We start from the raw sequence: 26995 nt of genomic DNA on the forward strand, positions 1-26995 counted from the left end.
GACCTGTTGACACCCCTGTGTGGCCCGGGGCCACAGTGCCGAGCTGCTGACTGCTCGTTCAGTCGGTGAGTCCGGATCGGCAAGCGGTCCACCGGGGCCCGTCACCGGTACCACCCGAAGCGGTCGGCGATCACCGGCAGCCGGTCGGTCACCAGCGCGTGGGCGGCCGCACGCGGAGTCGTGCCGTCGGCCTCTGCGCGCGCGAGCATCAGCTCGATCAGAGCACGCATCGACCGCCGGATGTACGCGAAGGCCTCCTCGGCATCCGCACCGATGTCGCCGAACAGGGTCCACCACCACCAGGCGTTCGTACCGGAGTTGACCACCACGTCCGGCAGCACGGTGACCCCGCGCGCCGCCAGCAGCGCCTCCGCCTCCGGCAGCACGGGCATGTTGGCGGCCTCCACGATCCAGCGGGCGCGGACCCGGTCCTGGTTGGCGGTGTCGACGGCGTACGACACGGCCGCCGGCACGAGCACCTGCGCGTCGGCGGACAGCCAGTCGTCGCCCGGCAGTTCACGGTCGCCGGGGCGCAGCACACGGCGGTCGACGGTGCCGTAACCGTCCCGCGCGGCCAGCAGGGCCTCGACGTCCAGCCCCGCGGGGTTGGCGATCGTGCCCTTGATGTCGGCGACCGCCACCACCGTCAGCCCGGCGCGGGCGAGGAACCGCGCGGTGGCCCCGCCCATCGTGCCGAGCCCCTGCACCGCCACCCGGGTGCCCCGGTACGGCACGGCGGCCCGGTCCAGCGCCGCGAGGACCGACTCGGCGACCCCGCAGCCACCCGCCAGCTCGTCCAGGCCGATGCCGTCCACCTCGACCGCGAAGGCGTCCGCGAGCCGCTCGCGGGCCGCCGCCTCGTCGTCCAGCAGCGGGTACACGGCCTGGACGGAGGAGACCAGACCCGCCTCGGCCGCCGCGCGGTCGACCAGGTCCTGGGTGAGGCCGAGGTCCTCGCCGGTGGTCCAGAGACTCTCGATGTACGGCCGCATGGCGCGCAGATAGCGCACCAGCAGACCGTACGCCCCCGGGTCCTGGGGATCGCAGTCGATGCCGCCCTTGGCGCCGCCCAGCGGCACATAGCGTGCCTCGGGGTCGTAGTGCAGGGCCTCCTTCATCGTCATGCCACGGGCGAGCCCCGCCACCTCCTCCAGCGTGCAGCCGGGGCGCATCCGCAGGCCGCCGCTGGCCACGCCGCGCACCAGCCGGTCCACCACCAGGAAGCCCTGGCGGCCGGTGACATGGTCGGTCCAGACGAGCGACATCAGGGGAGCGGGGGCGGTCATGGGGTCTCCTCGGGGACAGTGATCAGGGTGGGGCCGGGCCGGTCCAGGGCCTCGGTGACCGCGCGCGCAAGGGCGGCCGGGTCGCACGCGCGCGTGCCGTGTCCTCCGTAGGCGCGGGCCAGGGCGGGCAGGTCGACCGGCGCGAGGTCCACCGCGGCCGGCACGTCGCCGCGTGCCCGCATCTCGTCGCGGATCTCGCCGTAGCCGCCGTTGTCGAACACCACTATGGGCAACGGCAGCCGGAGCTGTGCGGCGGTCGCCAGTTCCTGCACGGTGAACTGCAGTCCGCCGTCCCCGCTCAGCGCGAGCACCTGCCGGTGCGGCTCGGCGACCTTGGCGCCCAGCGCGGCGGGCAGCGCGTAGCCGAGCGTGCCGAAGCCGGTGGGGTGCAGATACCGGCCCTCGGGGCCGACGGGCAGATGGGGCAGGGCGCCGTAGTAGCAGCACTGGGCGCTGTCGGAGGTGATGACGGCGTCGGCCGCGAGCACCGCGCGCAGCGCCCGCAGATACGGGATCCAGCGGGCGTCCCGATCGGCGGTCTCGGCATCCCGCGCGGCGCGCAGGGCGGCCACCTCGTCGGCCACGCGCGGGTGCGGAGTGTTCGCGGGTACGCGCGCGTGACGGCCGTCCGGCAGTTCCGCCAGCAGAGCCTGCAGGGCGAGCCGCGCGTCCGCCACGAGCGGTACGTCCACCGTCGGGCCCGCGTACATCTGGTCCGCATCGACGTCTATGCGTACGAGCGTGCCGTCCAGCCGTGGCGGGACGGTCCAGAAGTCGGACTCGGACAGCTCCGTGCCGACGGCGAGGACGACGTCCCGCGTGGCGAGCCACTTCTGCACCGCGGGGCTGTGCAGGGACACGCCGAGGGACAGCGGATGGGTCTCCGCGACCGTGCCCTTGCCGGCCGCCGTGGTGACGACGGGCGCGCCCAGGCGTTCGGCGAGGGCGCGGCACTGCGCCCGCGCACCGGCCGCTCCGCCGCCGAGCACCAACGCGGGGCGGCGGGCCCCGGAAAGTTCCGTGACGGCCCGTCGTACGGCTTCCGGGGCGGGCGCGGGCGGTGGGGTGCTCGGGGCGCGCCGGAGGGCCCCCAGCGCCTGTGCGGCGGTCAGCAGGTCCAGCGGCACCTCGATGTGCGCGGGGCGGGGGCGGCGGGTGCGGAACAGGGTGAAGGCCCGGGCCACGGCCGCGTCGATCTCCGTGACCGACGAGACCCGGTGGCTGAACGCGGCGATGCCGCGCAGGGCGTCGGTCTGGCTGCGCATCTCGTGCAGCGCGCCGGTGGCCAGCCGGGGATGGCCGAGCGGCATGCCCGGCGAGACGACCAGCAGCGGCACGCTGTCCGCGTAGGCCTCGCCGACGGCGGCCGCCGCGTTCAGCAGGGCGGGCCCGGTCGTGGTGAGCACGACACCCGGACGGCCCGTCACGCGCGCGTACCCGTCGGCCGCGTACCCGGCACCCTGTTCGTGGCGGGATGTCACATGATCGATGCCATAGGCCGGCAGATGGCGGTGGATCTCCAGGTTGTGGGTTCCCGGGATGCCGAAGACCCGCGTCACGCCGTGTGCTCGCAGGGCCCGTACCAGGGCTTCCCCGCCCGTGCGGAGACGGTCTGCGGCGTCGGCCATCACAGGCTCCGCGAGATGACGAGCTGCTCGGTGGGGAGGTCGGACATGGTGCCTCCAGGGCGGCCGCGGACGGTGGTCGGCGAAGGGCGCCGGGACAGAGCTCTACTGAATAGTGAGTCAGTATCCGGACCCGGTCCGCACCCTGTCAATGTGCTGAACAGGGGTTCAGTAGCGTGCCGCCGGGCCCGCACGGGTACCCCGCGAGGGCCGGACTGTCGGAGGGGCCGACCATAATGGGGAGCCTCACCCACTTCACCGGGAGGTACCGTGACCGGACTGCGTTCCTCGAGCTCCCGGCTCCGCGCCCTGCGGCCCGCGGCCTTCGGCGCGGAACCGGGCGGTGAGCGCCTGGCACGCATCCGCCGCTCCCCCCACTTCAAGGACGGCGTCTTCCAGAACCCGGGCGGCACCGCACGCACCCGCCCCTCCGGCTCCACGCTGGACCTCGCGAAGGTGTTCCTCGACAAGGAAACCCGGCCCCTGCGCGCCCCGAAGGGCACCGTCCCGGTGCATCCGACCACCTTCGCCGACCTGGCCAAGCCGCCCGCCACCGGACTGCGGCTGACCTGGATGGGCCACTCCAGCGTCCTCGCCGAGCTCGACGGCCACCGGGTCCTGTTCGACCCCGTCTGGGGCGAGCGCTGCTCCCCGTTCCCCTTCGCCGGCCCCAGACGGCTGCACCCCGTGCCGCTTCCGCTGGCCGGGCTCGGCGAGGTCGACGTGGTCGTCATCTCGCACGACCACTACGACCACCTGGACCTGCCCACCATCAAGGCGCTGGCCGGCACGGACACCGTGTTCGCCGTGCCGCTCGGCGTCGGCGCCCACCTCGAGCACTGGGGCGTCTCCGCGGACCGCCTGCGCGAGCTGGACTGGCACGAGTCGACGCGGGTCGGCGGCCTCACCCTCACCGCGACGCCCGCCCGGCACTTCTGCGGCCGCGGCCTGCGCAACACCCAGCACACCCTGTGGGCATCCTGGGCCGTCGCCGGCGAGGAGCACCGGATCTACCACAGCGGGGACACGGGCTACTTCGAGGGCTTCAAGGACATCGGCGCGGAGCACGGGCCGTTCGACGCCACGATGATCCAGATCGGTGCGTACAGCGAGTTCTGGCCCGACATCCACATGACCCCCGAGGAGGGCCTGCGCGCCCACCTCGACCTGCAGGGCGGAGCACCGCACGGCGCGCTGCTGCCGATCCACTGGGGCACCTTCAACCTCGCCCCGCACCCCTGGGCCGAGCCGGGCGAGTGGACGAAGGAAGCGGCCGAGGAGGCCGGGCAGGCGGTGGCCCTGCCCCGCCCGGGCGAGCCCTTCGAGCCGGCGGGCAAGCTCCCGGCGGAGGCCTGGTGGCGCGGGGTGTCGGGGGAGCTGCGGCGCACCTGGCGCTCGGTCGGCGCGTTCGTGGCGGAGCCGCCCGCCCGGAGGTGACGCCGCGGAGCCGTCAGCCCCTGCGACCGTCCTGGAGGCGTGCGCAAGGATACGGAGAGAACGTACAACCTGAGCGGCCACACACGCGGACCACATCCCGAAGGCCGACGCCGACGGCTCCATCGTGTTCTCCGAGCGGTTCTGCGCCGCGCCGCACGGCGTGCGCCGGACGTCGACGCCGGTCTCGTGCAGTTCTGCCTGACGGCACTCTGAGACCCGCGCGACCGACCAACGCACAGGACGGTGGCCAGGGCCCTTACGGCCACGATCGGCCTCCCCGAGTCGGGGCCAAAGCAGATACTCTCCGTAACAATTTGCCTGGATGCCTCATGGTGGGCCAGGCCAACGGACGTACGGAATGCCCAGAAGATGATCACGTCGTCGTGATCGATTCTGCACGAGTCGCATCGATGTCTTTCGGGTTCAATTCCCGTACATGACTGGGTAATCGGTCTGTCGTACGAGGCGTCATACCAGAGCGGGACCAATCCTGCGGGACTTTGTCAACTGCCCCCCGCACATGAGGGGGAGGCGACTACTGTCAGTCGCCGGATGGCAGCCCCGACGGACCAGTACGAGGACGCAGATGTCTGACCAGCGAGCACCGGCCACCCGTGCCGACCGCCGAGAGGGCGGCCGGCACGGGAGACCGGTCGCCCGACCCGTTCCCGCACTGCCCGAAACGCACATACGGCCCCAGCTCATGCGGCTCGCGGTGCTGCCGCCCCTCGCGGTCGCACTGAGCGCCACCGCCGCGGTCCTCTTCAGCATCCGCTCCACCGGCGCCCGCACCGGCCCCATGCTCTGGGCCGTACTCGCCGGAGCGGTCGCCGTGACCGTCGCCGGCATCCTCATCGCAGCCGTGGCCGCCGACCGGGCCGCCCGCTCGGTCTCCGACCGCGTCGACGCACTGCGCCGTACCGCCGCACGTGGCGAGGCCGACCTGCACGCCCTGGTCGACGCGCTGCGCCAGGGGGAGGCCCCGCCGCAGCGCGCACCGCGCCGCCGGCCGCCCGAGGACGGCGACGACTTCGAACTGCTCGCCGCCGATCTGGCCCGCGCGCACGACGGCGCCGTCACCGCCGTCGTGCGCGCCGCCCAGCTCTCCAGCCACGCCGGCAGCGAGCAGAAGCTGGAGGTCTTCGTCAACCTCGCGCGGCGGCTTCAGTCCCTCGTGCACCGGGAGATCTCGATTCTCGACGACCTGGAGAACGAGATCGAGGACCCCGAACTGCTCAAGGGCCTCTTCCACGTGGACCACCTGGCCACCCGCATCCGGCGGCACGCCGAGAACCTCGCCGTGCTCGGCGGCGCCGTCTCCCGGCGCCAGTGGAGCAACCCGGTCAGCATGACCGAGGTGCTGCGCTCCGCCATCGCCGAGGTCGAGCAGTACTCCCGGGTCAAACTGGTGCCGCCGATCGACGGCGAACTGCGCGGCCACGCCGTCGCCGACGTCATCCATCTGCTCGCCGAACTCATCGAGAACGCCTCGGTGTTCTCCGCCCCGCACACCCAGGTGCTGCTGCGCGCCAACCTCGTCACCTCCGGGCTCGCCGTGGAGGTCGAGGACCGCGGGCTCGGCATGCCGGTCGGTGAGCAGAACCGGATGAACGCCCTGCTCGCCGACCCCGACCAGGTCAACGTCGCCAGCCTGCTGGCCGACGGCCGCATCGGCCTCTACGTCGTCTCCCAGCTCGCCCGGCGGCACGGCATCCACGTCCGGCTGCAGACCAACATCTACGGCGGTGTCCAGGCCGTACTCGTCGTCCCGCAGACGCTGTTGGGTACGGCGCCCGGGGCGGGCGGTGCGGTCGCCGGTACGGCCGCCGGGGCGGGCGCACACCGGCCGCAGGATGCGGCGGACACCGGTGCGTCACCGCAGGTGGGGCTTCAGGGACAGGTCAGTGGGCATGGCCAGGTCCGGGCCCAGGGCCACGGGCTCGGGCAGGCGCAGGGGGCGCACGGGGCGGGGCAGGTGCGGGGGACCACGCCGGCGCCTGCAACTACGTCTGCCCCCGCGCCCGCGCCGGGAGTGCGCGCCGGAGGCGTGAGTCCCGCGCGGGGCGGTACCGGGCCGGGGGCCGAGGTGCCGTCCGACTCGGGGGCCGTAGCCGGGGGAGGGGCCGTGGCCCCCGGGGGCGAGGGCGGCACCGGCGCCGGGCAGGCTCAGGTGACCGGGCGGCGGCGGCACGCCCAGCGCGGGAGCGGGCGCCGGGGCGCCGAGAGCGGCGCCGCGCGGCGTGGTGCGGACAGCGATGACGGCGGGCGGAACGGAGGTGCCCTCGCGCCGCTTCCCGTGCGGGGTGCCCGGCAGGACCGGCCCAACCCCTCCGAGGCCCTGCCCGGCATCAACGCCGGGGACCGGGCGGCCGTCGAGACGCACGCGGGCGTCCTGCCCACGCCGCGCACCGACACCGTGCGCGGCACCATGAGCAAGCCCCAACTGCCCCGCCGCCGGGCCCAGGAGCACATCGTCCCCCAACTGCGCGGCGGCCCCGCCCCCCGCCAGGACGGCGACACCGTCCCCGGCCACGACCCGGGGCTGATGGCGGCCTTCCAACGCGGGATCGGACTCGCCGAGGCACAGCAGCACTTGGAGAACCAGGAGCCCACCCGCTTGGACACCGGCCGCCTGGACACCGGCCGCCTGGACACCGGGCACCTGGACACCGGGCACCTGGACACTGGGCACCTGCACACCGGCCACCTGGACTCGGCACACATGGACTCCGCGCACATGGACTCCGCCCACATGGAGTCGGCCCACATGGAGCCGGTCCGCACGGACGCGCTCCACACGGATTCCACACACACGGACGCCGCTCATGCCTCCCCCGTGACGGCCCATCACCTCTGGTCTGCCGTACGGGGGTTCACCGACCCACCGAGCGTGCAGCCCGACCACATGGGCTCAGACCATCCGAGCTCGGACCACATGGGCTCCGACCACACGAACCCCGCCCCCATATCCCAGGGGCGCACCCACGCGCCCGCATCCGACGGTGCCCGCGGTGCCGGCCGGCCCGACGGGAGCGCCCCGGCCGGCTGACGCCCGCACCGTACCCCCCCCATCACCACGACCACGCACCCCCAACCCCCAGCGCTCCCACGACCTTCGTACCCCAAGGAGTCGATCCACCATGGCGAGCGATGCGCCGACCGCCCACGCATCCGACCTCGACTGGCTGCTGAGCGGCCTTGTGCAGCGCGTACCGCATACCACCAGCGCGGTGCTCCTGTCCTGCGACGGGCTGGTGAAGTCCGTGCACGGCCTCGACATCGACAGTGCCGACCACATGGCGGCCCTCGCCTCCGGCCTGTACTCCCTCGGCCGCAGTGCGGGCGTCCGGTTCGGCGACGGCGGCGACGTCCGCCAGGTCGTCGTCGAACTGGACTCGACCCTGCTGTTCGTCACCACCGCCGGCTCCGGCACCTGCCTGGCCGTGCTCGCGGGCCGCGAGGCCGACGCCGCTGTGCTCGGCTACGAGATGGCGATGCTCGTCAAGAGCGTCCGCCCCTACCTGGTGACCGCACCCCGGCAGCACGCCGTCGAACCCACGGCGACGAGGCCTTGAGCGTGGCCGCAGCCGGCGACGGGCCCTGGCTGGACGACGCGGCCGGACGGCTGGTGCGCCCGTTCACGGTCAGCAACGGACGAACCGAGCCCAGCATCGCGCTGGACCTGATGTCGCAGGTGATGGCCACCGGCGTCACCCCGCTCGGCTACCTCGGCCCCGAGCACGCCCAGGCGCTCGACCTGAGCCGGGCCCCCGTCTCGGTCGCCGAGGTCGCCGCGCATCTGAAACTGCCCGCGGTGGTCACCAAGGTGCTGCTCTCGGACCTGGTCGACTGCGGGGCCCTGACCACCAAGCCCCCCGCCTTCCACCACACACCTACTGACCGGTCTCTGCTGGAGGCAGTGCTCGATGGACTACGACGACAGCTCTGACCCGTTCCCGACCGCGCTGAAGATCCTGGTGGCGGGCGGGTTCGGGGTCGGCAAGACGACCTTTGTGGGCGCGGTCAGCGAGATCGCGCCGCTCAGCACGGAGGAGCTGCTCACCACGGTCAGTGTCGGCACGGACAGTCTCGACGGCGTCGAGAACAAGATGGAGACGACGGTGGCCATGGACTTCGGCCGGATCACCCTCGATCCGGACCATGTGCTGTACCTGTTCGGTACGCCGGGACAGGAGCGGTTCTGGTTCATGTGGGACGAGCTGTCCGAGGGCGCGCTGGGCGCGGTGATCCTCGCCGACACCCGCCGGCTCCAGGACTGCTTCGCGGCCGTCGACTTCTTCGAGGAACGCGGACTCGGATTCATCGTCGCCATCAACGAGTTCGACGGCGGCTACCGCTACGACCCCGAGGAGGTGCGTGCCGCCATCGACCTCGACCCCCGGATCCCCGTCGTCCGCTGCGACGCCCGGATCTCCAGCTCCGGCGTGCAGACCCTGCTCACCCTCGTACGCCACCTCCTCGCCCACGCCCCGGCGACCGCGCCGAGCCATGGCGCCCACATGTGATACCGCCCTACCGCCAACGGAGTTCCTATATGAGGTACACCCACAGCGCCGCAGCCCGGCCAGCAGTACGGCCAGGAGCCCGGTCATGACCTACGAGCCGCCCCGGCCGGTCCGGGGTCTGCTCCTCACCCCCGAGGACAAGGAGGCCCCCGCCCGCGTCCACCGACTGCGCCTGCTCGGCCTGGTGAGCCGTCCCGATCCGGCGCTGGACGCCTTCGCGGACCATCTCGCCCGGCTCACCGGCGCGCCGTACGCCATGGTCAACTTCGTCGGCGAGGACCACCAGTTCTTCGCGGGCCTGTGCGTCCCCGCCGTCCCGCCGCCGAGGGAGGACGGCAGCAGGCCGGAGCTCGGCCGGGTCCTGCCGCGCGAGCACGGCTTCTGCCCCCATGTGGTGGTCCGCCGCAAGGCGCTGGTGCTCGAGGACGTCCGCGACTATCCGCGGTTCGCCGGGAACCCCGTCGTGGACGAGTACGGCATGCGCTCCTATCTCGGCGCCCCGCTCATCGACAGCTCCGGCATGGCGCTGGGCACCGTGTGCGCGGCCGACACCGCGCCCCGGGCCTGGGGCCGATCGGGCCTGGAGACCATCAAGGCGCTGGCCGCCGATCTCGTCGTACGCCTCGAACGGAGCGCCGAGGACGGGTTGCCCCTGTGACGGGCCAGGTCGTGCCTTCGCCGCCCGGCACCTGGGGTGTGAAGGAAAGCTGAGGCGGCGGTTAAGAAAAGCTCGATGGACCCGCGGCCCGCGCATACGGCAGATTGCAGGGTGATTCCACCCCTCTGACCCGGTGCGGGCTCCTTCGGTATGCCCGAGGTCCGGGATCTCACCCACAGGAGCCGTACGCGTGAAGGCGCTGGTCAAGGAGAAGGCGGAGCCCGGGCTCTGGCTGACGGACGTTCCGGAGCCCGAGATCGGCCCGGGTGACGTGCTGATCAAGGTCATGCGGACCGGTATCTGCGGCACCGACCTGCACATCCGGGCCTGGGACGGCTGGGCGCAGCAGGCGATCAGCACTCCGCTCGTGGTCGGGCACGAGTTCGTCGGGCAGGTCGTCGAGACCGGCCGGGACGTGAGCGACATCCGCATCGGCGACCGGGTCAGCGGCGAGGGCCATCTGGTGTGCGGCAAGTGCCGCAACTGCCTGGCCGGCCGCCGCCATCTGTGCCGCGCCACCGTCGGCCTCGGCGTCGGCCGGGACGGTGCCTTCGCCGAGTACGTCGCCCTGCCCGCGAGCAACGTCTGGGTGCACCGCGTCCCCGTCGACCTCGACATCGCGGCGATCTTCGACCCGTTCGGCAACGCCGTGCACACCGCGCTGTCCTTCCCGCTGGTCGGCGAGGACGTACTGGTCACCGGCGCCGGGCCGATCGGTCTGATGGCCGCCGCCGTGGCCCGGCACGCGGGCGCCCGCAACGTCGTCGTCACCGACGTCAGCGAGGAGCGCCTGGAGCTGGCCCGCAAGATAGGGGTGAGCCTCGCCCTGAACGTCGCCGAGTCCACCATCGCCGACGGACAGCGGGAGCTGGGCCTGCGCGAGGGCTTCGACATCGGCCTGGAGATGTCCGGCCGCCCCGAGGCCATGCGGGACATGATCGCCAACATGACGCACGGCGGCCGTATCGCCATGCTCGGCCTGCCGGCCCAGGAGTTCCCGGTCGACTGGGCCCGGATCGTCACCTCGATGATCACCATCAAGGGCATCTACGGCCGCGAGATGTTCGAGACCTGGTACGCGATGTCGGTACTGCTGGAGGGCGGCCTGGACCTGGCCCCCGTGATCACCGGCCGCTACGGCTACCGCGACTTCGAGGCGGCCTTCGCCGACGCCGCGAGCGGCAAGGGCGGCAAGGTCATCCTCGACTGGACCGCGTAACTCCCGTCATCCGCAAGCACCTTCAGGAGAGCTCCCCCATGTTCGACTCCGTCCGCGACGACCTGCGTGCCACCCTCGACGAGATCCGCGCCGCCGGCCTGCACAAGCCCGAGCGGGTCATCGGCACCCCGCAGTCCGCGACCGTCAACGTCACCGCCGGCGGCCGCCCCGGCGAGGTCCTCAACTTCTGCGCCAACAACTACCTCGGCCTCGCCGACCACCCCGAGGTGATCGCCGCCGCCCACGAGGCCCTGGACCGCTGGGGCTACGGCATGGCCTCCGTCCGCTTCATCTGCGGCACCCAGGAGGTGCACAAGGAGCTGGAGGCCCGGCTCTCGGCGTTCCTCGGCCAGGAGGACACGATCCTGTACTCCTCCTGCTTCGACGCCAACGGCGGTGTCTTCGAGACCCTCCTCGGCGAGGAGGACGCGGTGATCTCCGACGCCCTCAACCACGCCTCCATCATCGACGGCATCCGCCTGTCCAAGGCCCGCCGCTTCCGCTACGCCAACCGCGACCTCGCCGACCTGGAGGCGAAGCTGAAGGAGGCGTCCGACGCGCGGCGCCGGCTGATCGTCACCGACGGCGTCTTCTCGATGGACGGCTACGTGGCCCCGCTGCGCGAGATCTGCGACCTCGCCGACCGCTACGACGCGATGGTCATGGTCGACGACTCGCACGCCGTCGGCTTCGTCGGCCCGACCGGCCGCGGCACCCCCGAGCTGCACGGCGTCATGGACCGCGTCGACATCGTCACCGGCACCCTCGGCAAGGCCCTCGGCGGCGCCTCGGGCGGTTATGTCGCCGCCCGCGCCGAGATCGTCGCCCTGCTGCGCCAGCGCTCGCGCCCGTACCTGTTCTCCAACACCCTGGCCCCGGTGATCGCCGCCGCCTCCCTGAAGGTCCTCGACCTGCTGGAGTCCGCCGACGACCTGCGGGTCCGGCTGGGCGAGAACACCGCCCTGTTCCGCCGCCGCATGACCGAGGAGGGCTTCGACATCCTCCCCGGCGAGCACGCCATCGCCCCCGTGATGATCGGCGACGCGACGAAGGCGGGCCGCATGGCCGAGCTGCTGCTGGAGCGCGGCGTGTACGTGATCGGCTTCTCCTACCCGGTCGTCCCGCAGGGCCAGGCCCGCATCCGCGTCCAGCTGTCCGCCGCACACTCCACCGGGGACGTCAACCGCGCGGTGGACGCCTTCGTCGCCGCGCGCGCCGAGCTGGAGGCCTGAGCAGGGCGGACGCCTTGCGATAATTGACCGCATGATCGAGGCACGGCGGCTCCACATCCTCCGTGCGGTGGCCGACCACCGCACGGTCACCGCGGCGGCCGCCGCCCTCTACCTCACCCCCTCGGCCGTGTCCCAGCAGCTCACGGCCCTGGAGCAGGAGACCGGCCACCGCCTGGTCGAGCGCAGCGCCAAGGGCGTACGGCTCACCGCGGCCGGCGAGATCCTGCTCAACCACACCAACGCGGTCCTCGCCCAGCTGGAGCGGGCCGAGGCGGAGCTGGCCGCCTACGGCTCGGGCGAGGCGGGCACGGTGACCGTGGCGGCCTTCGCGACCGGCATCGCCCAGGTCGTGGCCCCGGCCGTGGCCCGGCTCGCGGACACCGCGCCCGGCATCCGCATCCGCGTCCAGGACGCCGAGGGCGACGCCAGCCTGCCCATGGTCCTGGACCGGCAGGTCGACGTGGCGGTCGCCGTCGAGTACCGGGGCGCCCCGGCCGCCGACGACCCCCGGCTCACCCACGTCTCGCTCTACGCCGAGCCGTTCGACGCCGTCGTACCCGTCGGCCACCGTCTCGCGGACGCCGCCGAGGTCCCCCTCGCCGAACTGGCCAAGGACCCCTGGATCGGTCCGTACCCCGGCAATCCCTGCCACGACGTGGTCGTCCTGGCCTGCGAGAGCGCGGGCTTCCAGCCCCGTCTGGAGCACTCCTCCGACGACTTCCGCGCGGTCGTCGCGCTCGCCTCGGCCGACGCCGGCGTGGCCCTCGTACCGCGCTCCGCGCTGAACGGCATGGACCTCACCGGCGTCGTCGTACGCCCTGTCGACGGCGTGGCTCCGACCCGCCGCGTCTTCGCCGCCGTACGCCGCGGTGCCGAGGGGCACCCACTGATCCGCCCGGTGCTGGACGCGCTGCGGGAGGCGGCCGGGGGGTAGGGAACCGGCCATCGGCCGCACGCAGTCTGGGAGGTCATGCGTGTGACGATGATCCTCCCGGCTCTGACCGAAGCGACCAGTCCGCTGTTCAGGCCCATCAAGTACTCGCTGTTCCCGCCGCTGGGCCTGGCCACCCTGGCCGGCTACCTCGACCCGGACGACGAGGTCACGCTCTACGACGAACACGTGGAGCGCATCGACCCGGCGGCCCTGGACACCCCCGACCTCCTGGTGGTGCAGCCGTACATCACCTCGGCCCGGCGCAGCTACGAGATAGCCGACCACTTCCGGGGCCGGGGCGTCCATGTCGCCATGGGCGGTCTGCACGTCACCTCGCTGCCCGAGGAGGCCGCCGCCCACGCCGACACGATCTTCACCGGGCCCGGCGAGGACACCTGGCCGCTGTTCCTGAAGGACTTCCGCGACGGCGCACCGGCCCGCCGCTACGACTCCACCCGGCGCACCCTCGCCGGACTGCCGCCGGTGCGCCGCGACCTGATCAAGCGAGACCTCTACCTGGTGCCCAACTCGATCGTGGTGTCCCGTGGCTGCCCCCACCACTGCGACTTCTGCTACAAGGACGCGTTCTTCGAGGGCGGCAGGTCCTTCTACACCCAGGCCGTCGACGACGCCCTCGCCGAGATCGACCGCCTGCCCGGCCGCCACCTCTACTTCCTCGACGACCACCTGCTGGGCAACCGGCGCTTCGCCGAAGCCCTGTTCGACGGGATGCGGGGGATGGGCCGGCTGTGGCAGGCGGCGGGCACGGTCAACTCGGTGCTCGGGCCCGGCCTGCTGGAGCGGGCGGTGGAGGCGGGGCTGCGCAGTCTGTTCGTCGGCTTCGAGACGGTCAACGACGCGAACCTCGCCGAACGGCGCAAGAACCAGAACATCGGCACCGACTACGCGGCCGCGGTACGGCGCCTGCACGAGGCCGGGGTGATGGTCAACGCCAGCTTCGTCTTCGGGCTCGACCAGGACGGCCCCGACGTCTTCGACCGCACCGTGGACTGGGCCGTGGAGCAGGGCATCGAGACGGCGACCTTCCACATCATGACGCCGTACCCGTCGACGGGGCTGTGGCAGCAACTGGAGTCCGAAGGGCGCATCATGCACCGCGACTGGGACCTCTACGACACCCGCCATGTCGTCTACCGGCCCAAGGGCATGACACCGCGTCAGCTGGAGGACGGCTACTGGCGGGCCTACCGCGACTTCTACCGCTGGTCCAGCATCTGGCGCGGCTCGGCGGCCCAGCCGGGCCGGCAGGAACGGCTGCGGCACCTGGCCTACGCGGGCGGCTGGAAGAAGTTCGAGCCCGCCTGGGACCTGCTGATCCGCTCCCGCCGGGTGGTGCGGGCGCTGCCGATGCTCGAGCGGACGCTGGCGGCGTTCGGCGGGCGGGAATGAGGAAGGCACGTGGGAGAGAGGCAGCGCGGTGCACGCGTGGCGCACGCCGTTTCAGATATGGGATAGCATCCCTGATGTGAAACAGGATGATGTCGCATCGGCCCCGGACCCCGTCGACGCCCGGCTCGGTGCCCGCCTCGCCGAGCTGCGCGCCGAGCACGGCTGGTCCCTGGGGGAGCTGGCCGAGCGCAGCGGGGTGAGCCGGTCCACCCTGTCGCGCGCCGAACGGGCGGAGATCAGCCCCACCGCCGCCCTGCTGAACCGGCTCTGCCATGTCTACGGCCGCACCATGTCCCAGCTGCTCAGCGAGGTCGAGGCGGCACCCGCGCCGCTGGTCCGGGCCGCCGACCAGCAGGTCTGGGAGGACCGCGGCTCCGGGTTCGTGCGGCGGTCCGTGTCCCCGCCGCACGCCGGGCTCCGCGGCGAACTGGTCGAGGGCCGGCTCGCGCCGGGCGCCGACATCGCCTACGACCGACCGCCCGTGACCGGCCTGGAACAGCATCTGTGGGTGCTCGACGGCGCCCTGGAGGTGACCGACGGGGAGCAGGTCCATCACCTGGACCCCGGAGACTGCCTGCGGATGCGCGTCTTCGGCCCGACCCGGTTCCGCTGCGCCGGCCCCGTCGAGGCACGGTATGTGCTGGCGGTGGTGCGGCCGTGAGGGTGGAGCACTGGAACGCCGCGCAAGTACGGCGGCGCTCGGGGGAGTTGGCGGCACTGCTGACCGACACCGTGTCCGGCGGCGCCTCGGTCGGCTTCCTCGCGGCGCTCACGCACGAGGAGGCCACCGCCTGGTGGCGGGAGCGGGCCGAGGCGACGGCGGCGGGCCGGCTCGCCGTCTGGGCGGCACTCGACGGCACCGGCCGGCCGATCGGCACCGTGAGCCTGGCCTACCCCGACAAGCCGAACAGCCGCCACCGCGCGGAACTGGTGAAACTGATGGTGCACCGCTCCGCGCGCGGACAGGGCCTCGGCCGCCTCCTCCTCGCCACCGCCGAGTCCGCCGCCGCGGCCGCCGGCATCACCCTGCTCCACCTCGACACCGAGACCGGCAGCCCCGCCGAGCACCTCTACCGCTCGGCCGGCTGGACCCGGGCCGGCCTCATCCCCGACTACGCGGAGAGTCCCGCGGGCGAACTGCGGCCGACGACGCTGTACTACAAGCGGCTGGAGCCGCCCACCGGGTGACTGTCAGTGGCAGGCGCTACGGTGCGTTGCATGCCGGATGCCGAAGACGTACGCCGTATCGCCCTGTCCCTGCCGGACACCACGGAGAAGATCGCCTGGAGCATGCCCACGTTCCGGGTGGCCGGGAAGATGTTCGCGACCCTGCCCGAGGACGAGACGTCCATCGCCGTGCGCTGCCCCAAGGAGGAGCGCGACGAACTGGTGCTGGCCGAGCCGGACAAGTTCTGGATCGCCGACCACGAGGCCCAGTTCGCCTGGGTCAGAGCGAGACTCGCCGCACTGGAGGACGAGGACGAGCTGCGGGCCGTCCTCGCCGACTCCTGGCGCCAAGCCGCACCGCCCCGACTCCTCGACGCCCACCCCGAGTTGGGGCTGCCGCCCGCGGAGTGAAAATTCCCAGTGGGCGCGAGCCGGGCGTGGCATGATCCCGCGCGGCGCAGAGGGGCGCGGCACCGCAGGGGGCGACGGGGAGGGAGCATCCGCGATGACGGGAACGGACTCACGGCACGATGTCGGCACGCGCGGGGCGGGTGGGGCCGAGGCCGGCGGGCGGGCCGTCTGGTCACGGGACTTCGCCCTGTTCTTCGTGGCCCGGGCCGTCGCCCGCCTCGGCGACACCATGCTGCCCGTGGCCCTCGCCGCGGGCCTGCTGGAACACGGGTACGGCGCGGGCGCGGTCGGCCTCGCCATGGCCTCGACGGCGGCGGCGTTCGCCGGTCTCGTCGTCTTCGGCGGGGTCATCGCCGACCGGTTCAGCACCCGCAGGCTGATGATCGGCGCCGACCTCGTCCGGCTCGTCACCCAGTCCCTCGCCGCGGGCCTGTTCTTCGCCGGGCATGTGGTGCTGTGGCAGATCTGCGCGATCGGTTTCGCCAACGGCGTGGCGGGCGCGGTGTTCCAGCCGGGCGTGGCCAGTACGGTGCCCCGGCTGGCTGCCGACATCCAGGGCGCCAACGGCGCGGTCCGCATCGCCGAGTCCGCCGCCCAGCTCGCCGGCCCTGCCGTCGCCGGGTTCCTGGTCGGCTTCGCCTCGCCCGGCGGGGTGTTCGCCGCGCACGCCGCCACGTACGCGACGAGCGCCCTGTGCCTGTTGCTGCTCCGGCTGCCCCCGCTCCCCGGGGGCGCCGGTGCCGCCACCGGCCGCGGGATGCGTGCCTTCCGGGCCGATCTGGTCCAGGGCTGGCGGGAGTTCAGATCCCGGACCTGGCTGTGGGGGGTGATCGCCGTCTGGTGCCTGTACATGATCGCCGTCTGGGGCCCGACCGTCCCCCTCGTCGCCACGGAGGTCGTCCAGCGGCACGGCCCACGCGCCTACGGCCTGGTCAACTCGGCCCTCGGCGCAGGCACGGTCGTCGGCGGACTGCTCGCCCTCCGGCTGCGGCCCCGCCGCATGCTCCGCGCCGGCGCGCTCTCCCTGTTCGCCTTCTTCGGCTTCCCCGCGGCCGTCGGCGCGGGCCTCGGCGTGCCGGCGATGGCGACGGGAGCGGCCGTGGCGGGCGCCGGGATGTCGTTCTGGGGCGTGATGTGGGCGACCAGCGTGCAGACCCAGGTCCCGCCGGACGTCCTCAACCGCATCCACGCCTACGACGTGGCCGGCTCCCTCGCCATGATGCCGGTCGGCCAGGCCCTGGCGGGCCCGGCGGCCGGTGCGCTCGGCACCGGGCATGTCCTGCTGATCTCCGCCGGGGCCAGCCTGGCGGTGGCCGTGGCCCTGCTCGTGGTTCCGGCGATACGGAACCTGGTCCGGGCGGACGCCCCCGCGCGCTGAGCGCTGGGCCTGTGCAGGTGCCCTGAGCTGGTGCCGGCCGGGGGCTGGGTCGCTTGCCCGCGCTGGCGGGGTGCCGGTGCGCATGCAGGTGCGGCGACTGCAACCCCCTAGGGGCGCGGGGCTGTATCAATCAAGCGGCTCCGCCGCGCGGGCGCGACCAGCCCCGACGCACCCGCAGCCGCGTACGGCGCTCAACCGGCCCGGTGGGTGGGCGCCGTGAACCGCCCGATCCGCTCGCGCAAGGCCACCGGGTCCAGCCCGTGCGCGGCCACGTGCTCCTCAACCGTCCCGTAGCGGCGCAGCTCGCGGCGTCCGACGCCGAGACCCAGGACCCGGTGGGGCACGTCCGCGAGGGCCTCACTCACCACGGTCGTCGAGGTGCCCGCGAGGTACGGCTCGACCAGGACGACATCGGTGCCGGCCGCCTCCGTGGCCCGGCGCAGGCCGGCCGCGTCGAAGGGCCGTACGGTCGTCGCGTACAGGACGGTCACATCCAGGCCCTCCGTGGCGGCGAGGACCGAGTCCAGCATCGGCCCCACGGCGAGGACCACACCCCGGCGGCCCTCCCGGACGGTGACGAGGTGCTTGCCGTCGATCAGCTGCCCCTGCCGGTTGGCCTGCACGGACAGTCGTACGTACACCTTGTCGTCCCCCGCGGCGACCGCGTGGCGCAGCAGTGTCTCGGCCTCGTCGGGGTGCCCGGGCACATGCACGGTCCAGCCGTCCAGCGTGTCGAGCAGCGCCACATCGCCCGGCGCCATGTGCGTGTAGCCGCCGGCCGGCCAGTCGAACGAGGCGGCCGCGCTGACCAGCACCGCCCCGGTGTCCTGGTGCCCGAGATCCAGCTTGACCTGCTCGAACGGCCGTTCCACGAGGAAGCTGGCGAAGGTGTGCACCACGGGGCGCAGCCCGGTCAGCGCCAGCCCCGCCGCCGTTCCGACCAGCAACTGCTCGCGGATGCCGACGTTGACGACCCGGTCGGGATGCCGGGCCATCGCCTCGCGGAAGCCGTCCTTGCCGATCTCGGCGAGGACCACCGCGACGCGCGGGTCCTCCTCCAGCAGCCGGGAGACGACGGGGGCGAAACGGTCACGCATGGTGTCCATGAAGCTGAGCCCTTTCCAAGGAGCGGTGAAAGTCAGAGGTTCTTCGGCTCGACGCGGGCCACGACCACGTGCGGCCGTCCGGGATGCGGCGCGGTGAACGCGGCGTACAGCGCTTCGTGATCGCGTCCGTCGACGGTCACCGCCGACCAGCCCGCCGCCTCGAACCGGGCGGCGATCCCGCCGGGCAGGGCGTGGCTGGCGGAGGAGTTGTCGACCACGACCGTGTGCAGCCGCTCCAGTCCGGCGGGCCCGGCGAAGGCGATCGCCTCGTGGTTGCTGCCCTCGTCCAGCTCGGCGTCGCCGATCAGCACCCAGACCGCCGGATCGTGCAGCCCCTGAGCCCGCAGCCCCAGCGCGCTGCCCACCGCGATCGGCAGCCCGTGTCCGAGCGAGCCGCTGCCGATCTCGGCACCCGGCACCAGCACCCGGTCCGGGTGATGCCCGAGCGGGGAGTCGTACGACCCGAACCCGGGCAGCCAGTCCACCGGCACGAATCCCTTCGCGGCCAGCACGGCGTAGTACGCCATGGGACCGTGCCCCTTGCTCAGCAGGAACCGGTCCCGGAGCGGATCCTCCAGCCGCTCCGGCGTCACCCGGAGCACCCGGTCGTAGAGCACCCACAGCACGTCGAGGGTGGAGGTGGCCGCCGGCCCGTGCTTCTCGTCGCCGGTCATCAGACTCATCAGGCCCGGCAGGTCTTCGTAGCCGTACGTGCGGTTTTCGTCCGCTGTGATCGTCATATTCACGATCGTGCAACCTCAAGCAAGCTTGAGGTCAACCGGGAAATCGGTGCGCGACCACCGAGCCGAGTGCGGTATTGTTTCCCTGCGCGTTTCGACCGGGGAAACCCCAGGTCAAACGGCACCGGGACGTGGCGCAGCTTGGTAGCGCACTTGACTGGGGGTCAAGGGGTCGCAGGTTCAAATCCTGTCGTCCCGACCAGCTTTTCTGCCGGTCGGAGGCCGTCTTCTCAGGGATGAGGGGACGGCCTTTGTGGTGTCTGCGGGTCTGCCGGCTCCGTCTCGCGCTCCGCGTCGGGGACCATCGGGTGGTGGTTGCCGGTGGCGATCTTGGCCGCCATGCCGGCGAGCTGCGCGCAGGCCCGCGCGATCTCCCGCTGGGTCTGCGCCCGCTCGCTGATGACCGCCGCGAGCAGGAGCGCGGTCAGCGCGGCAGAACCGTTGAAGGCCTGCAGGGTGATCATCTTGGTGAGCAGGTCATGACCGGCGAACGGGCCCGATCTCTGGGCACCGGCGATGATCGCGAAGGTCGACACGGCCAGCGCGCAGGGCGCGGCCCCGGCCAGCTGGAAGCGGAAGGCCGCCCAGATCAGCAGCGGGAAGCCGAGGAACAGCAGGGGCGCGTGGCTGGTCATGAGGAATCCGGCGCAGGCCGTGGCCGCCGCGAGCAGCAGACCCTCCGCCCACCGGGACGGCCGGGCGTTCCCCGGCCGGCGTACCCGTCGCAGGACCAGCAGGACCGGTGTGACCACCAGGACGCCCATCGCGTCGCCGGTCCACCAGACCGACCACGTCGGCCAGAAGTCGCCGGTGTTCAGTACCCCGGCGAGGACCAGGGTTCCGCTGCCCGTCGTCGCGCTGACCAGCATCCCGGTGAACGCGCCGAGGAAGATCAGTGCGAGCGCGTCCCGCAGCCGGTCCAGGTCCTCGCGGAAGCCCGTACGGCGGAGCAGAACGTAGGAGCACAGGGGCGCGAGGGTGTTCCCTGCCGCGATGGCGAGCACGGCCGGGAGCGACGGCCCCAGCGAGATGTTGACCAGGAACGCGCCGAGCGCGATACCCGGCCAGACCCGCGGGCCGCGCAGGAGCAGGCTCGCCACCGCGATACCGCTCGGCGGCCACAAGGGGGTGACCTGTCCGCGCACCAGCTGCTGGAGCAGCCCCAGCCTGGCCGAGCCGTAGTACAGCGCGGCGATGACACAGATCCCCAGGAAGTCCGCAGCACCGTGCCGGACCCCTTGACGCCGCGCGACAGACATCGGGCGACCTCCGGCTTGACATCGCCCCGAAGACCATCATGCGCCGGATCCCCCGGATCCTCCACGGCAGGCCGACCCGCCGGTGAGCGGCACCGAGCGGGGTGCCCCGAAGGGGTCAGGCGGATGGGGTGCGCAGGGCGAGGATGGCCATGTCGTCGTGACCGTCGCTGAGGTGCTGGTCGGCCAGTGCCTGGACGAACTCCGGCAGGGGGAGGGCGGCATGGAGCGCGGCGAGACCGGCGAGTTCGCTCAGACTCTCGTCGATGGGGTGGCTGGGGTGCTCGATCAGCCCGTCGGTGTAGAAGACGACGGTGGCCTCCGGGGGCAGGAGGCGGGTGTGGTCCGGGCGGGGCTGCTCGGTGTCGACGCCGAGCGGCAGTCCTGGCTCGGCGAGCAGATAGACCACGCTGTGCTCACGGGTGATCAGCAGCGGCGGAACGTGACCCGCGGTGCTCCAGCGCAGTCGCCAGCCCGATCCCTCCGGTTCGATGCGGGCCAGGGTGGTGGTCGTGACGCGATTGTTCGTGATCATCTCCAGCGTCCGGTCGAGCTGGGCGAGGACCGCGCCGGGCGGGCTTCTCTGGTCGAACACGAGAGCGCGCAGCATGTTGCGGGTGGCGGCCATGGCGGCCGCGGCCTGCAGATCGTGGCCGACGACGTCGCCGATGACGATCGCCACGACGTTGCCGGGCATGGGGATGGCGTCGTACCAGTCCCCGCCGAGCTGACTCGGCTCGGCGGCGGGCCGGTAGATGGCGGCGGCGGTGAAGGGCCGCAAGTCGGGCAGGGTGGGCAGCAGAAGCCGCTGGAACTGCTCGGCTCCGAGGCGAATCTGTTCGAAGAGGCGGACGTTCTCGATCGCGATGCCTGCGGCGCCGGCCAGGGCGATGACGACGTTCTCGTCGTGCACGTCGAAGGCCTGTCCGTCGATCCGCTCGGAGAGGTACAGGTCGCCGTAGATCTCGCCGCGCACGGTGATGGCGACGCCGAGCAGGGTGTGCATGTGCGGGTGGTCGGCCGGGAATCCGGCGGAGGCGGGATGGCCCTGGATGTCGTCGATCCGCAGGGGGGCGGGGTTGTGGATGAGGTGGCCGAGGACGCCCAGACCACGGGGCAGTCCGGCCCTGGTCAGAGCCTCGCGTTCCCGCTCGGACACTCCTGCCGCGATGAACTGCTTCAGCTGTTCCCCGGACTCGTCGAGCACGCCCAGGGCGCCGTAGCGGGCGCCGACCAGGTTCATGGCGGTCGTCACGATACGGTGCAGCACCGCCGGCAGTTCCACCTCACGGCTGATGGCCACCACCGCGTCCAGCAGGCCCTGCAGCCGGTCCATGGAGGACAGCAGGGCACGCAGCTGCTCGTCGATCCGGCCCAGCTCGGAGCGAAGACGTATGTGAAGGTCGGGGAGGTACGGCTGGCTCGGCTGTCTCCCTGCCTTGTCTCCCGCCATTCCGGCCTCCTGACACGACCCCGGTCCATGCGGGACGGCAGCATCACTTCGATTGTGGCATCGGCGCCCTGGCATGGCGGTATGACGGCGGCCGGAACGACAGGGAAAGGGCCTCGCCGGCGCTGCCGAGCGAGGCCCCTTCGCGTGCTGCGGGTGGCTTCAGGCGGTTCGGACGTCCTGGCGTGACACGGCGAGGTAGCCGACCAGCCCGAGGATGGCCACCGTCCAGGACAGCGTCACAGGGCCCAGCCCCCAGCCCAGGCCGCCCCGGGTGCCGGGCAGGGCCATCCAGTCGGCGAGGGAGGCGCCGAGCGGGCGGGTGATGACGTACGCCGTCCAGAACGCGGTCACGGCGCCCAGCAGGCCGGCGCGGTGGGCGAAGGCCGGCACGCAGATCGCCACGGCGAACAGGGCGACCGAGCCCAGGTAGCCGAGGCCGATCGTCGCGGTGAGGTCGCCTGCCGCGGTGCCGAGGGCGAACGTGGCGAGGACGGCCGCCCAGTAGAAGAGCTCGCGGCGCCGGGTGCGGATGGAGTGGATCGACAGGGTGCGCTCGGACGCGTACCACAGGGCGAAGACGGCGGCCAGGGCGATCATGAACAGCGGGGTGGACAGGGTGTACGGGACGCCGAGGCCGACGTGGAGCACGTCCGCGGCCATCGTGCCGAACACGCTGACCATGACGATCGCCGTCCAGTAGATCCAGGCCACGTAGCGGCGGACGGCGAACTGGAGCAGGAGCGAGGCGGCGAAGGCGAGGCCGCCGAGGCCGACCGCGGGGATCGGGCCCAGCAGGTGGGCGAGGAAGTCGGAGGCGGTCTCGCCCATGCCGGTGGTGAGGACCTTGATGATCCAGAAGTAGACGGTGACCTCCGGCACCTTGTTCGCGCTCTCACGTATGCGCGCGCGTACGTGCCCGCGGGGGCGGTCGTCCAGGACGTGCTCTGTGCTCATGGTCCGCACCTTCGCACGCACAACTGACCTTGTCCCAGATGCCTTTGCCATTGTTTTGGGGCTTCTGGTGCAGCTGTTGCCACGGGCCGCCGCGGACCTGAACGCAACCTGAACGCGTCGGGGAAACCCCTGGTCGGCGGCCTGACCGGCCTGATAGGCAGGCAGGTCAGGCGGCCGCCGGCGTCAGAAGCTCAGACCCACGTGCGCGAGCGCCTGCTTCAGCAGTACCCCATGCCCGCCCGGCATCTCGCTCTGCACCGCCGGGGAGGCGGCCTCCTGCGGGCTGAACCAGACGAGGTCCAGCGCGTCCTGCCGGGGGCGGCAGTCGCCGGTGACCGGGACGATGTAGGCGAGGGACACCGCGTGCTGGCGCGGGTCGTGGTAGGGCGTGATGCCCGCCGTGGGGAAGTACTCCGCCACCATGAACGGCTGCAGGGACGGGGGGACGCGGGGCAGCGCCACCGGGCCGAGGTCCTTCTCCAGGTGGCGCAGCAGGGCGTCGCGGACCCGCTCGTGGTGCAGGACACGGCCGGACACGAGGGTCCGGCTGACCGTCCCGTCCGGGCCGATCCGCAGCAGCACACCGATGCTGGTGACTTCGCCGCTGTCGTCCACGCGCACGGGCACGGCCTCGACGTACAGGATCGGCATCCGGGCCCTGGCCATTTCCAGCTCGTCGCTGCTCAGCCAGCCGGGCGTCGTCTCGGTCATGTCAGACATTGCTTGATCATACTTTCCGGGTGGGGCGTCCGCTGGGATCGCGGGCCGGGTCGGATACGGGCGGTCCGTAGAGGCGCAGGGCGTTGTCGCGGCCGGTCCAGGCCGCGATCCGCAGGGCGTCGGGCAGGCTCAACTCGTCGGCGTCGACGCGGGCCTGGAGCAGACCGGCGAGCCCCTGCCGGAAACACAGGGCGCCAAGGTGGTGGAATTCGGCCACCCCGTAGGCGTCGGAGCTGTACAGCAGTTTCCGGAACGGGGTGATCTCCAGCGCCTCCTCCAGCACCGCCCGGCAGCGGGCCGGGCCCGTGTGGTGCAGGGCGAGCCCCACGTCCAGGTACACCTGCTCGAACACCGCGGCGAGGTAGGCGGCCTGGCGGTGGTACGGCCAGCAGTGCAGCAGCAGCACCGGGACCGTGCCGGACGTCAGCCGCAGCCAGTCGGTCAGCAGGGCCGGATCGGCGTGGTGCAGTCGCAGGTCGGCGTCGCCGAAGCCGGTGTGCAGCTGCAGCGGCAGGCCGAGGTCCACGGCGGTCCACAGCAGGTGCCGCACCAGGACCGGATCGGTGAGCCGGCCGCCGTCCGCGAGCCAGCGCCGGGCCGCCTCGGTCACCTCGCTGTCCGCCGGGCGCAGCGGGTCCAGGGCGAAGCCGGTGCGGTAGGCGGCCACCGACTTCACCGCCACCACGCCCGGCCGGCGTACGGCGTCCTCGGCGGCGGCACGGAAGCGGGCCGCGTACTCGCCCGGCTCGACGCCCCCCGCGGCCACCGCCTCCGCCACCTGCTCCAGGCGGACGACCTCGAACGCGGCGGCGCCGGAGGCCTCCGCCAGCTCGGCCGGGGTGGTGAGCGGGTGCGGGGCGTAGCCGGTGTCCACGAGGAACACCCCGGCTCCCGCGGCCCGCAGGAAGCGGCGGTTGACCTCCTGCGGGCCCAGTTCCGCGCGGCGGGCCGCATAGTCGGCCGGCGGCGCGTGCCGGGGCAGGTCCAGCAGGGGCGCGCAGTGGCGGCGTACGGCCACGCCGGCCGGGGTGTCGAAGGGCGAGACGCCGGGCCAGGCCCCGCCCTCGGTCAGCAGCGAGGCGAACTCCTCGGGCGCGAGGCCGGCCGTCACGGCGCCGTGGCAGTGGTGGTCCACCAGCTCCAGCTCGGCCAGGGCTTCGTGGACCGGTCCCGGCGTGGCCATGGTCAGTACACCCAGCGGTAGGCCGCCGCCACCCGCGCGTCGTCCAGGCCGTCGACGGCCGCCGCCTCACCGAGCCGTACGGCGGTCACCGCGTCCGCGAGCACCGGGCCCAGCGCCGCCCGCAGCACCTCGTCGGCCCGGAACTCCCGGGCGGCCTGGGGCAGCGACTCGGGCAGCCGCCGTACGCCGAGAGCCGCCGCCTCGTCCGGGCCGTACCGGGCCGGGTCGCCCGTGATCTCCTCGGGGAGGCCCAGGGACGAGTCGATCCCGTCCAGGCCCGCGGCGATGACACAGCCGAGGGCGAGATAGGGGTTGGCGGCCAGGTCGACCGGTTTCACCTCCAGGTTGGCCTCCTGCTCCCGGCGGCCCGCCGAGCCGGTGATCACGCGCAGCGCGGTCTCGCGGGTCTCCCGGCCCCAGGCGGTGAAGACCCCCGCCCACTGGGACGGTTTGAGCCGCAGATAGCTGGCGGGGCTCGGCGCGGTGACCGCCGTCAGCGCGGGCAGGCGGGCCAGGATCCCGGCCGCGAAGGACTCCGCCTCGGGTGTCATGCCGTAGCGGCGCTCCCCGCCCGCGTGCAGGTTCACACCCTCGCGCCAGCAGGACAGGTGGACATGGCCGCCGTTGCCGACGCCCTCGGCGGACACCGCGGGCGCGAACGACACCCTGAGTCCGTGCCGCTGTGCGACCGCCCGGATCGTCTGCCGGACCAGCACGCTGCGGTCGGCCGCCGCCACCGGGTCCAGCGCTCCCACCGACACCTCGAACTGCCCGGCCGCGTACTCGGGATGGAGCTGGTCGACGGGCACGCCCTGGGCGTCGAACGCGGCCAGCAGATCGGCGCTGTAGTCGCCCAGCTCGACCTGCCGGATCGCCCCGTACGCCGGTCCCGACACCGCCGGCACGAACTCCCCGGGAGGTGCCGAACCGAGCCCCACCGCCCACTCGACCTCGATCGCCGCCTTGAAGGCGAGGCCGTGCCGCTCGGCGGCGTCGGTGACGATCCGGCGCAGAAAGGTTCGGGCACAGCCGGGGTGGCGCTCTCCCTCCTGGGTGATCCGGTCCACCGGCGCCCACGCCCAGCCGGGCTGCCCGGCCAGTTCCACCAGCCGGTCCAGGTCCGGGTAGAGCCTGAGGTCACCGTCGGGGGAGCCGAGGACGTCGGTGGCGACGATCGAGTCGCCGGCCAGGAAGGTGTCGAACACCGGCGACATGCCGACACCCCAGGACACGGCCGCCTCCAGCCGCGCCGTCGGGATCGTCTTCACCCGGCAGACACCCGCGGTGTCCACATAGGCCAGCACGATCCCGCGCACGCCCCGCCCGGCCAGCTCGGCGGTGAGTCCCGCGACCCGGCGCAGATCCTCCGGACGCCCGCCGGGCACGGGGTCGGCAAGGGTGGTCATACGTCCTCCTCGGCCATACGCCCTCCTCGGCGTCGGTCCCGTCGGCGTCCTTCTCGGCGTCGGTCCGCCCGTGCCGGCGTCAGGGTTTCACGGCCACGGCACCGAACTGCGGCACAGGGGCAGCGGATTCCGCCCCTGCGCGCCACTGCGAGCAGGGCACCAGACCCGGCTCGAGCACCTCCAGTCCGTCGAGGAAGCCGGTGATCTCGGCGCGGCTGCGGGCGGTGATCGGCGGGGTGGCGTTGGCGTTCCAGAACTCCATCGCGGCCCGGTTGCCCTCGCCGCCCACGTCACTGTCGTAGGTCGGGTGGGTGAGCACCAGGTGGCTGCCCGAGGGCAGCGCCGCCATGAGCCGCCGCACGATGTCCCGGGCCTCGCCGGTGTCCAGGACGAAGTTCAGGATGCCCAGCATCATCAGCGCGACCGGCCGGGTCAGGTCCAGGGTCTCGGCGGCGCGCAGCAGGATGCCGTCCGGGTCGCGCACATCGGCGTCGATGTAGTCGGTGACGCCCTCGGGGGAGCTGGTGAGCAGCGAGCGGGCGTGCACGAGCACGATGGGGTCGTTGTCGACGTACACGACCCGTGACTCGGGGGCGATCCGCTGCGCGATCTCGTGGGTGTTGTCGACGGTCGGCAGGCCGGTGCCCACGTCCAGGAACTGCCGCATCCCGCGCTCGGCGGTCACGAACCGTACCGCCCGGGCCAGGAACTCCCGGTCCGCGCGGGCCACCGCCCGGATCACCGGGAACATCCCTGCGACGTGCTCACCGACCCGCTGGTCGACCTCGTAGTTGTCCTTGCCGCCGATCCAGTAGTTCCACACCCGGGCGTTGTGCGCCACGGAGGTGTTCAGCCTCTCCGGCCCGGCCGTCGGGGAGTGGCCCTCGGTCACGT

The 26995-nt window shown here is 72.8% G+C and carries 25 protein-coding genes and 1 tRNA gene; 15 read left to right on the plus strand and 11 right to left on the minus strand.

The window, feature by feature from the left end:
* Positions 1-101: 101 nt before the first annotated feature.
* Together LMU33_RS09945 and LMU33_RS09950 are read right to left on the minus strand one after the other, a co-directional pair.
* A complete protein-coding gene (locus tag LMU33_RS09945; protein WP_228619271.1) occupies positions 102-1286 on the minus strand; it encodes a glutamate dehydrogenase in 1185 nt (394 codons plus the stop codon).
* Complete coding sequence (locus LMU33_RS09950; RefSeq protein ID WP_228619273.1) at positions 1283-2914, minus strand: 5-guanidino-2-oxopentanoate decarboxylase; 1632 nt, start codon at positions 2912-2914, stop codon at positions 1283-1285. The genes LMU33_RS09945 and LMU33_RS09950 overlap by 4 nt, the downstream gene beginning before the upstream one ends.
* A 267-nt stretch (positions 2915-3181) precedes the next feature.
* Here LMU33_RS09950 and LMU33_RS09955 point away from each other — a divergent pair, with 267 nt between their 5' ends.
* The 14 genes from LMU33_RS09955 (at position 3182) to LMU33_RS10020 (ending at position 17283) form a co-directional block, all read left to right on the plus strand.
* Complete coding sequence (locus tag LMU33_RS09955; RefSeq protein ID WP_228619275.1) at positions 3182-4348, plus strand: MBL fold metallo-hydrolase; 1167 nt, start codon at positions 3182-3184, stop codon at positions 4346-4348.
* Positions 4349-4934: 586 nt separating this feature from the next.
* Positions 4935-7397 carry a sensor histidine kinase gene (locus LMU33_RS09960; protein WP_228619277.1) on the plus strand — a complete coding sequence of 821 codons (2463 nt, stop codon included), beginning with the start codon at positions 4935-4937 and terminating at the stop codon, positions 7395-7397.
* Between the two features lie 91 nt (positions 7398-7488).
* Entirely contained in the window at positions 7489-7923 is a 435-nt protein-coding gene (locus LMU33_RS09965) for a roadblock/LC7 domain-containing protein (RefSeq protein ID WP_228619279.1), read from the plus strand.
* A gap of 2 nt (positions 7924-7925) precedes the next feature.
* On the plus strand, positions 7926-8297 hold the full coding sequence (locus tag LMU33_RS09970; protein WP_228619280.1) for a DUF742 domain-containing protein: 372 nt from the start codon (positions 7926-7928) through the stop codon (positions 8295-8297).
* Positions 8275-8874 (plus strand): GTP-binding protein, encoded by a 600-nt coding sequence (locus LMU33_RS09975; protein WP_228619282.1) that lies wholly within the window; start codon positions 8275-8277, stop codon positions 8872-8874. The genes LMU33_RS09970 and LMU33_RS09975 overlap by 23 nt, the downstream gene beginning before the upstream one ends.
* 85 nt (positions 8875-8959) lie before the next feature.
* Positions 8960-9532 carry a GAF domain-containing protein gene (locus LMU33_RS09980; RefSeq protein ID WP_228619284.1) on the plus strand — a complete coding sequence of 191 codons (573 nt, stop codon included), beginning with the start codon at positions 8960-8962 and terminating at the stop codon, positions 9530-9532.
* Positions 9533-9722: 190 nt separating this feature from the next.
* Entirely contained in the window at positions 9723-10751 is a 1029-nt protein-coding gene (tdh, locus tag LMU33_RS09985) for an L-threonine 3-dehydrogenase (RefSeq protein WP_228619285.1), read from the plus strand.
* A 38-nt stretch (positions 10752-10789) separates the two neighbouring features.
* The gene (locus LMU33_RS09990) at positions 10790-11983 is read left to right on the plus strand and encodes a glycine C-acetyltransferase (RefSeq protein ID WP_228619287.1); all 1194 of its coding nucleotides are present in this window, start codon (positions 10790-10792) and stop codon (positions 11981-11983) included.
* A gap of 31 nt (positions 11984-12014) precedes the next feature.
* Positions 12015-12917, plus strand: coding sequence for a LysR family transcriptional regulator (locus tag LMU33_RS09995; RefSeq protein WP_228619289.1), 903 nt, complete (start codon positions 12015-12017; stop codon positions 12915-12917).
* A gap of 36 nt (positions 12918-12953) precedes the next feature.
* Complete coding sequence (locus LMU33_RS10000) at positions 12954-14327, plus strand: B12-binding domain-containing radical SAM protein (RefSeq protein ID WP_228619291.1); 1374 nt, start codon at positions 12954-12956, stop codon at positions 14325-14327.
* 76 nt (positions 14328-14403) lie between these two features.
* Positions 14404-14988, plus strand: a complete 585-nt coding sequence (locus LMU33_RS10005; protein WP_228619292.1) for a helix-turn-helix domain-containing protein — start codon at positions 14404-14406, stop codon at positions 14986-14988.
* Positions 14985-15515 (plus strand): GNAT family N-acetyltransferase, encoded by a 531-nt coding sequence (locus tag LMU33_RS10010; protein WP_372477913.1) that lies wholly within the window; start codon positions 14985-14987, stop codon positions 15513-15515. The genes LMU33_RS10005 and LMU33_RS10010 overlap by 4 nt, the downstream gene beginning before the upstream one ends.
* Positions 15516-15545: 30 nt before the next feature.
* Positions 15546-15905, plus strand: coding sequence for an MmcQ/YjbR family DNA-binding protein (locus LMU33_RS10015; protein WP_228619294.1), 360 nt, complete (start codon positions 15546-15548; stop codon positions 15903-15905).
* Between the two features lie 94 nt (positions 15906-15999).
* Positions 16000-17283 (plus strand): MFS transporter, encoded by a 1284-nt coding sequence (locus tag LMU33_RS10020; protein WP_228619295.1) that lies wholly within the window; start codon positions 16000-16002, stop codon positions 17281-17283.
* A gap of 191 nt (positions 17284-17474) precedes the next feature.
* Here LMU33_RS10020 and LMU33_RS10025 read toward each other — a convergent pair whose 3' ends face one another.
* A complete protein-coding gene (locus tag LMU33_RS10025; protein ID WP_228619297.1) occupies positions 17475-18389 on the minus strand; it encodes a transketolase family protein in 915 nt (304 codons plus the stop codon).
* Between the two features lie 32 nt (positions 18390-18421).
* Entirely contained in the window at positions 18422-19129 is a 708-nt protein-coding gene (locus tag LMU33_RS10030) for a thiamine pyrophosphate-binding protein (protein WP_228619298.1), read from the minus strand.
* 125 nt (positions 19130-19254) lie between these two features.
* Here LMU33_RS10030 and LMU33_RS10035 point away from each other — a divergent pair.
* Positions 19255-19331 (plus strand) — tRNA-Pro (locus LMU33_RS10035).
* A 28-nt stretch (positions 19332-19359) separates the two neighbouring features.
* Here the strand turns inward: LMU33_RS10035 and LMU33_RS10040 are convergent.
* The 7 genes from LMU33_RS10040 to LMU33_RS10070 form a co-directional block, all read right to left on the minus strand.
* Positions 19360-20388: an MASE1 domain-containing protein gene (locus tag LMU33_RS10040; protein ID WP_228619299.1), complete on the minus strand. Its 1029-nt coding sequence runs from the start codon at positions 20386-20388 to the stop codon at positions 19360-19362.
* A gap of 115 nt (positions 20389-20503) precedes the next feature.
* Positions 20504-21838, minus strand: a complete 1335-nt coding sequence (locus tag LMU33_RS10045) for a PP2C family protein-serine/threonine phosphatase (RefSeq protein WP_228619300.1) — start codon at positions 21836-21838, stop codon at positions 20504-20506.
* A gap of 159 nt (positions 21839-21997) precedes the next feature.
* Complete coding sequence (locus tag LMU33_RS10050; RefSeq protein ID WP_228619301.1) at positions 21998-22792, minus strand: COG4705 family protein; 795 nt, start codon at positions 22790-22792, stop codon at positions 21998-22000.
* A 183-nt stretch (positions 22793-22975) separates the two neighbouring features.
* Entirely contained in the window at positions 22976-23512 is a 537-nt protein-coding gene (locus LMU33_RS10055) for an NUDIX hydrolase family protein (protein ID WP_228619302.1), read from the minus strand.
* 7 nt (positions 23513-23519) lie between these two features.
* Entirely contained in the window at positions 23520-24695 is a 1176-nt protein-coding gene (locus tag LMU33_RS10060; RefSeq protein ID WP_228619303.1) for an amidohydrolase family protein, read from the minus strand.
* 2 nt (positions 24696-24697) lie between these two features.
* A complete protein-coding gene (locus tag LMU33_RS10065; RefSeq protein WP_228619305.1) occupies positions 24698-26101 on the minus strand; it encodes a type I glutamate--ammonia ligase in 1404 nt (467 codons plus the stop codon).
* A 79-nt stretch (positions 26102-26180) separates the two neighbouring features.
* Positions 26181-26993, minus strand: coding sequence for an SAM-dependent methyltransferase (locus tag LMU33_RS10070; protein ID WP_228619754.1), 813 nt, complete (start codon positions 26991-26993; stop codon positions 26181-26183).
* Between the last annotated feature and the right edge of the window lie 2 nt (positions 26994-26995).

Origin of the sequence: Streptomyces barringtoniae, assembly GCF_020819595.1 — a bacterium.
Classification (GTDB): domain Bacteria; phylum Actinomycetota; class Actinomycetes; order Streptomycetales; family Streptomycetaceae; genus Streptomyces; species Streptomyces barringtoniae.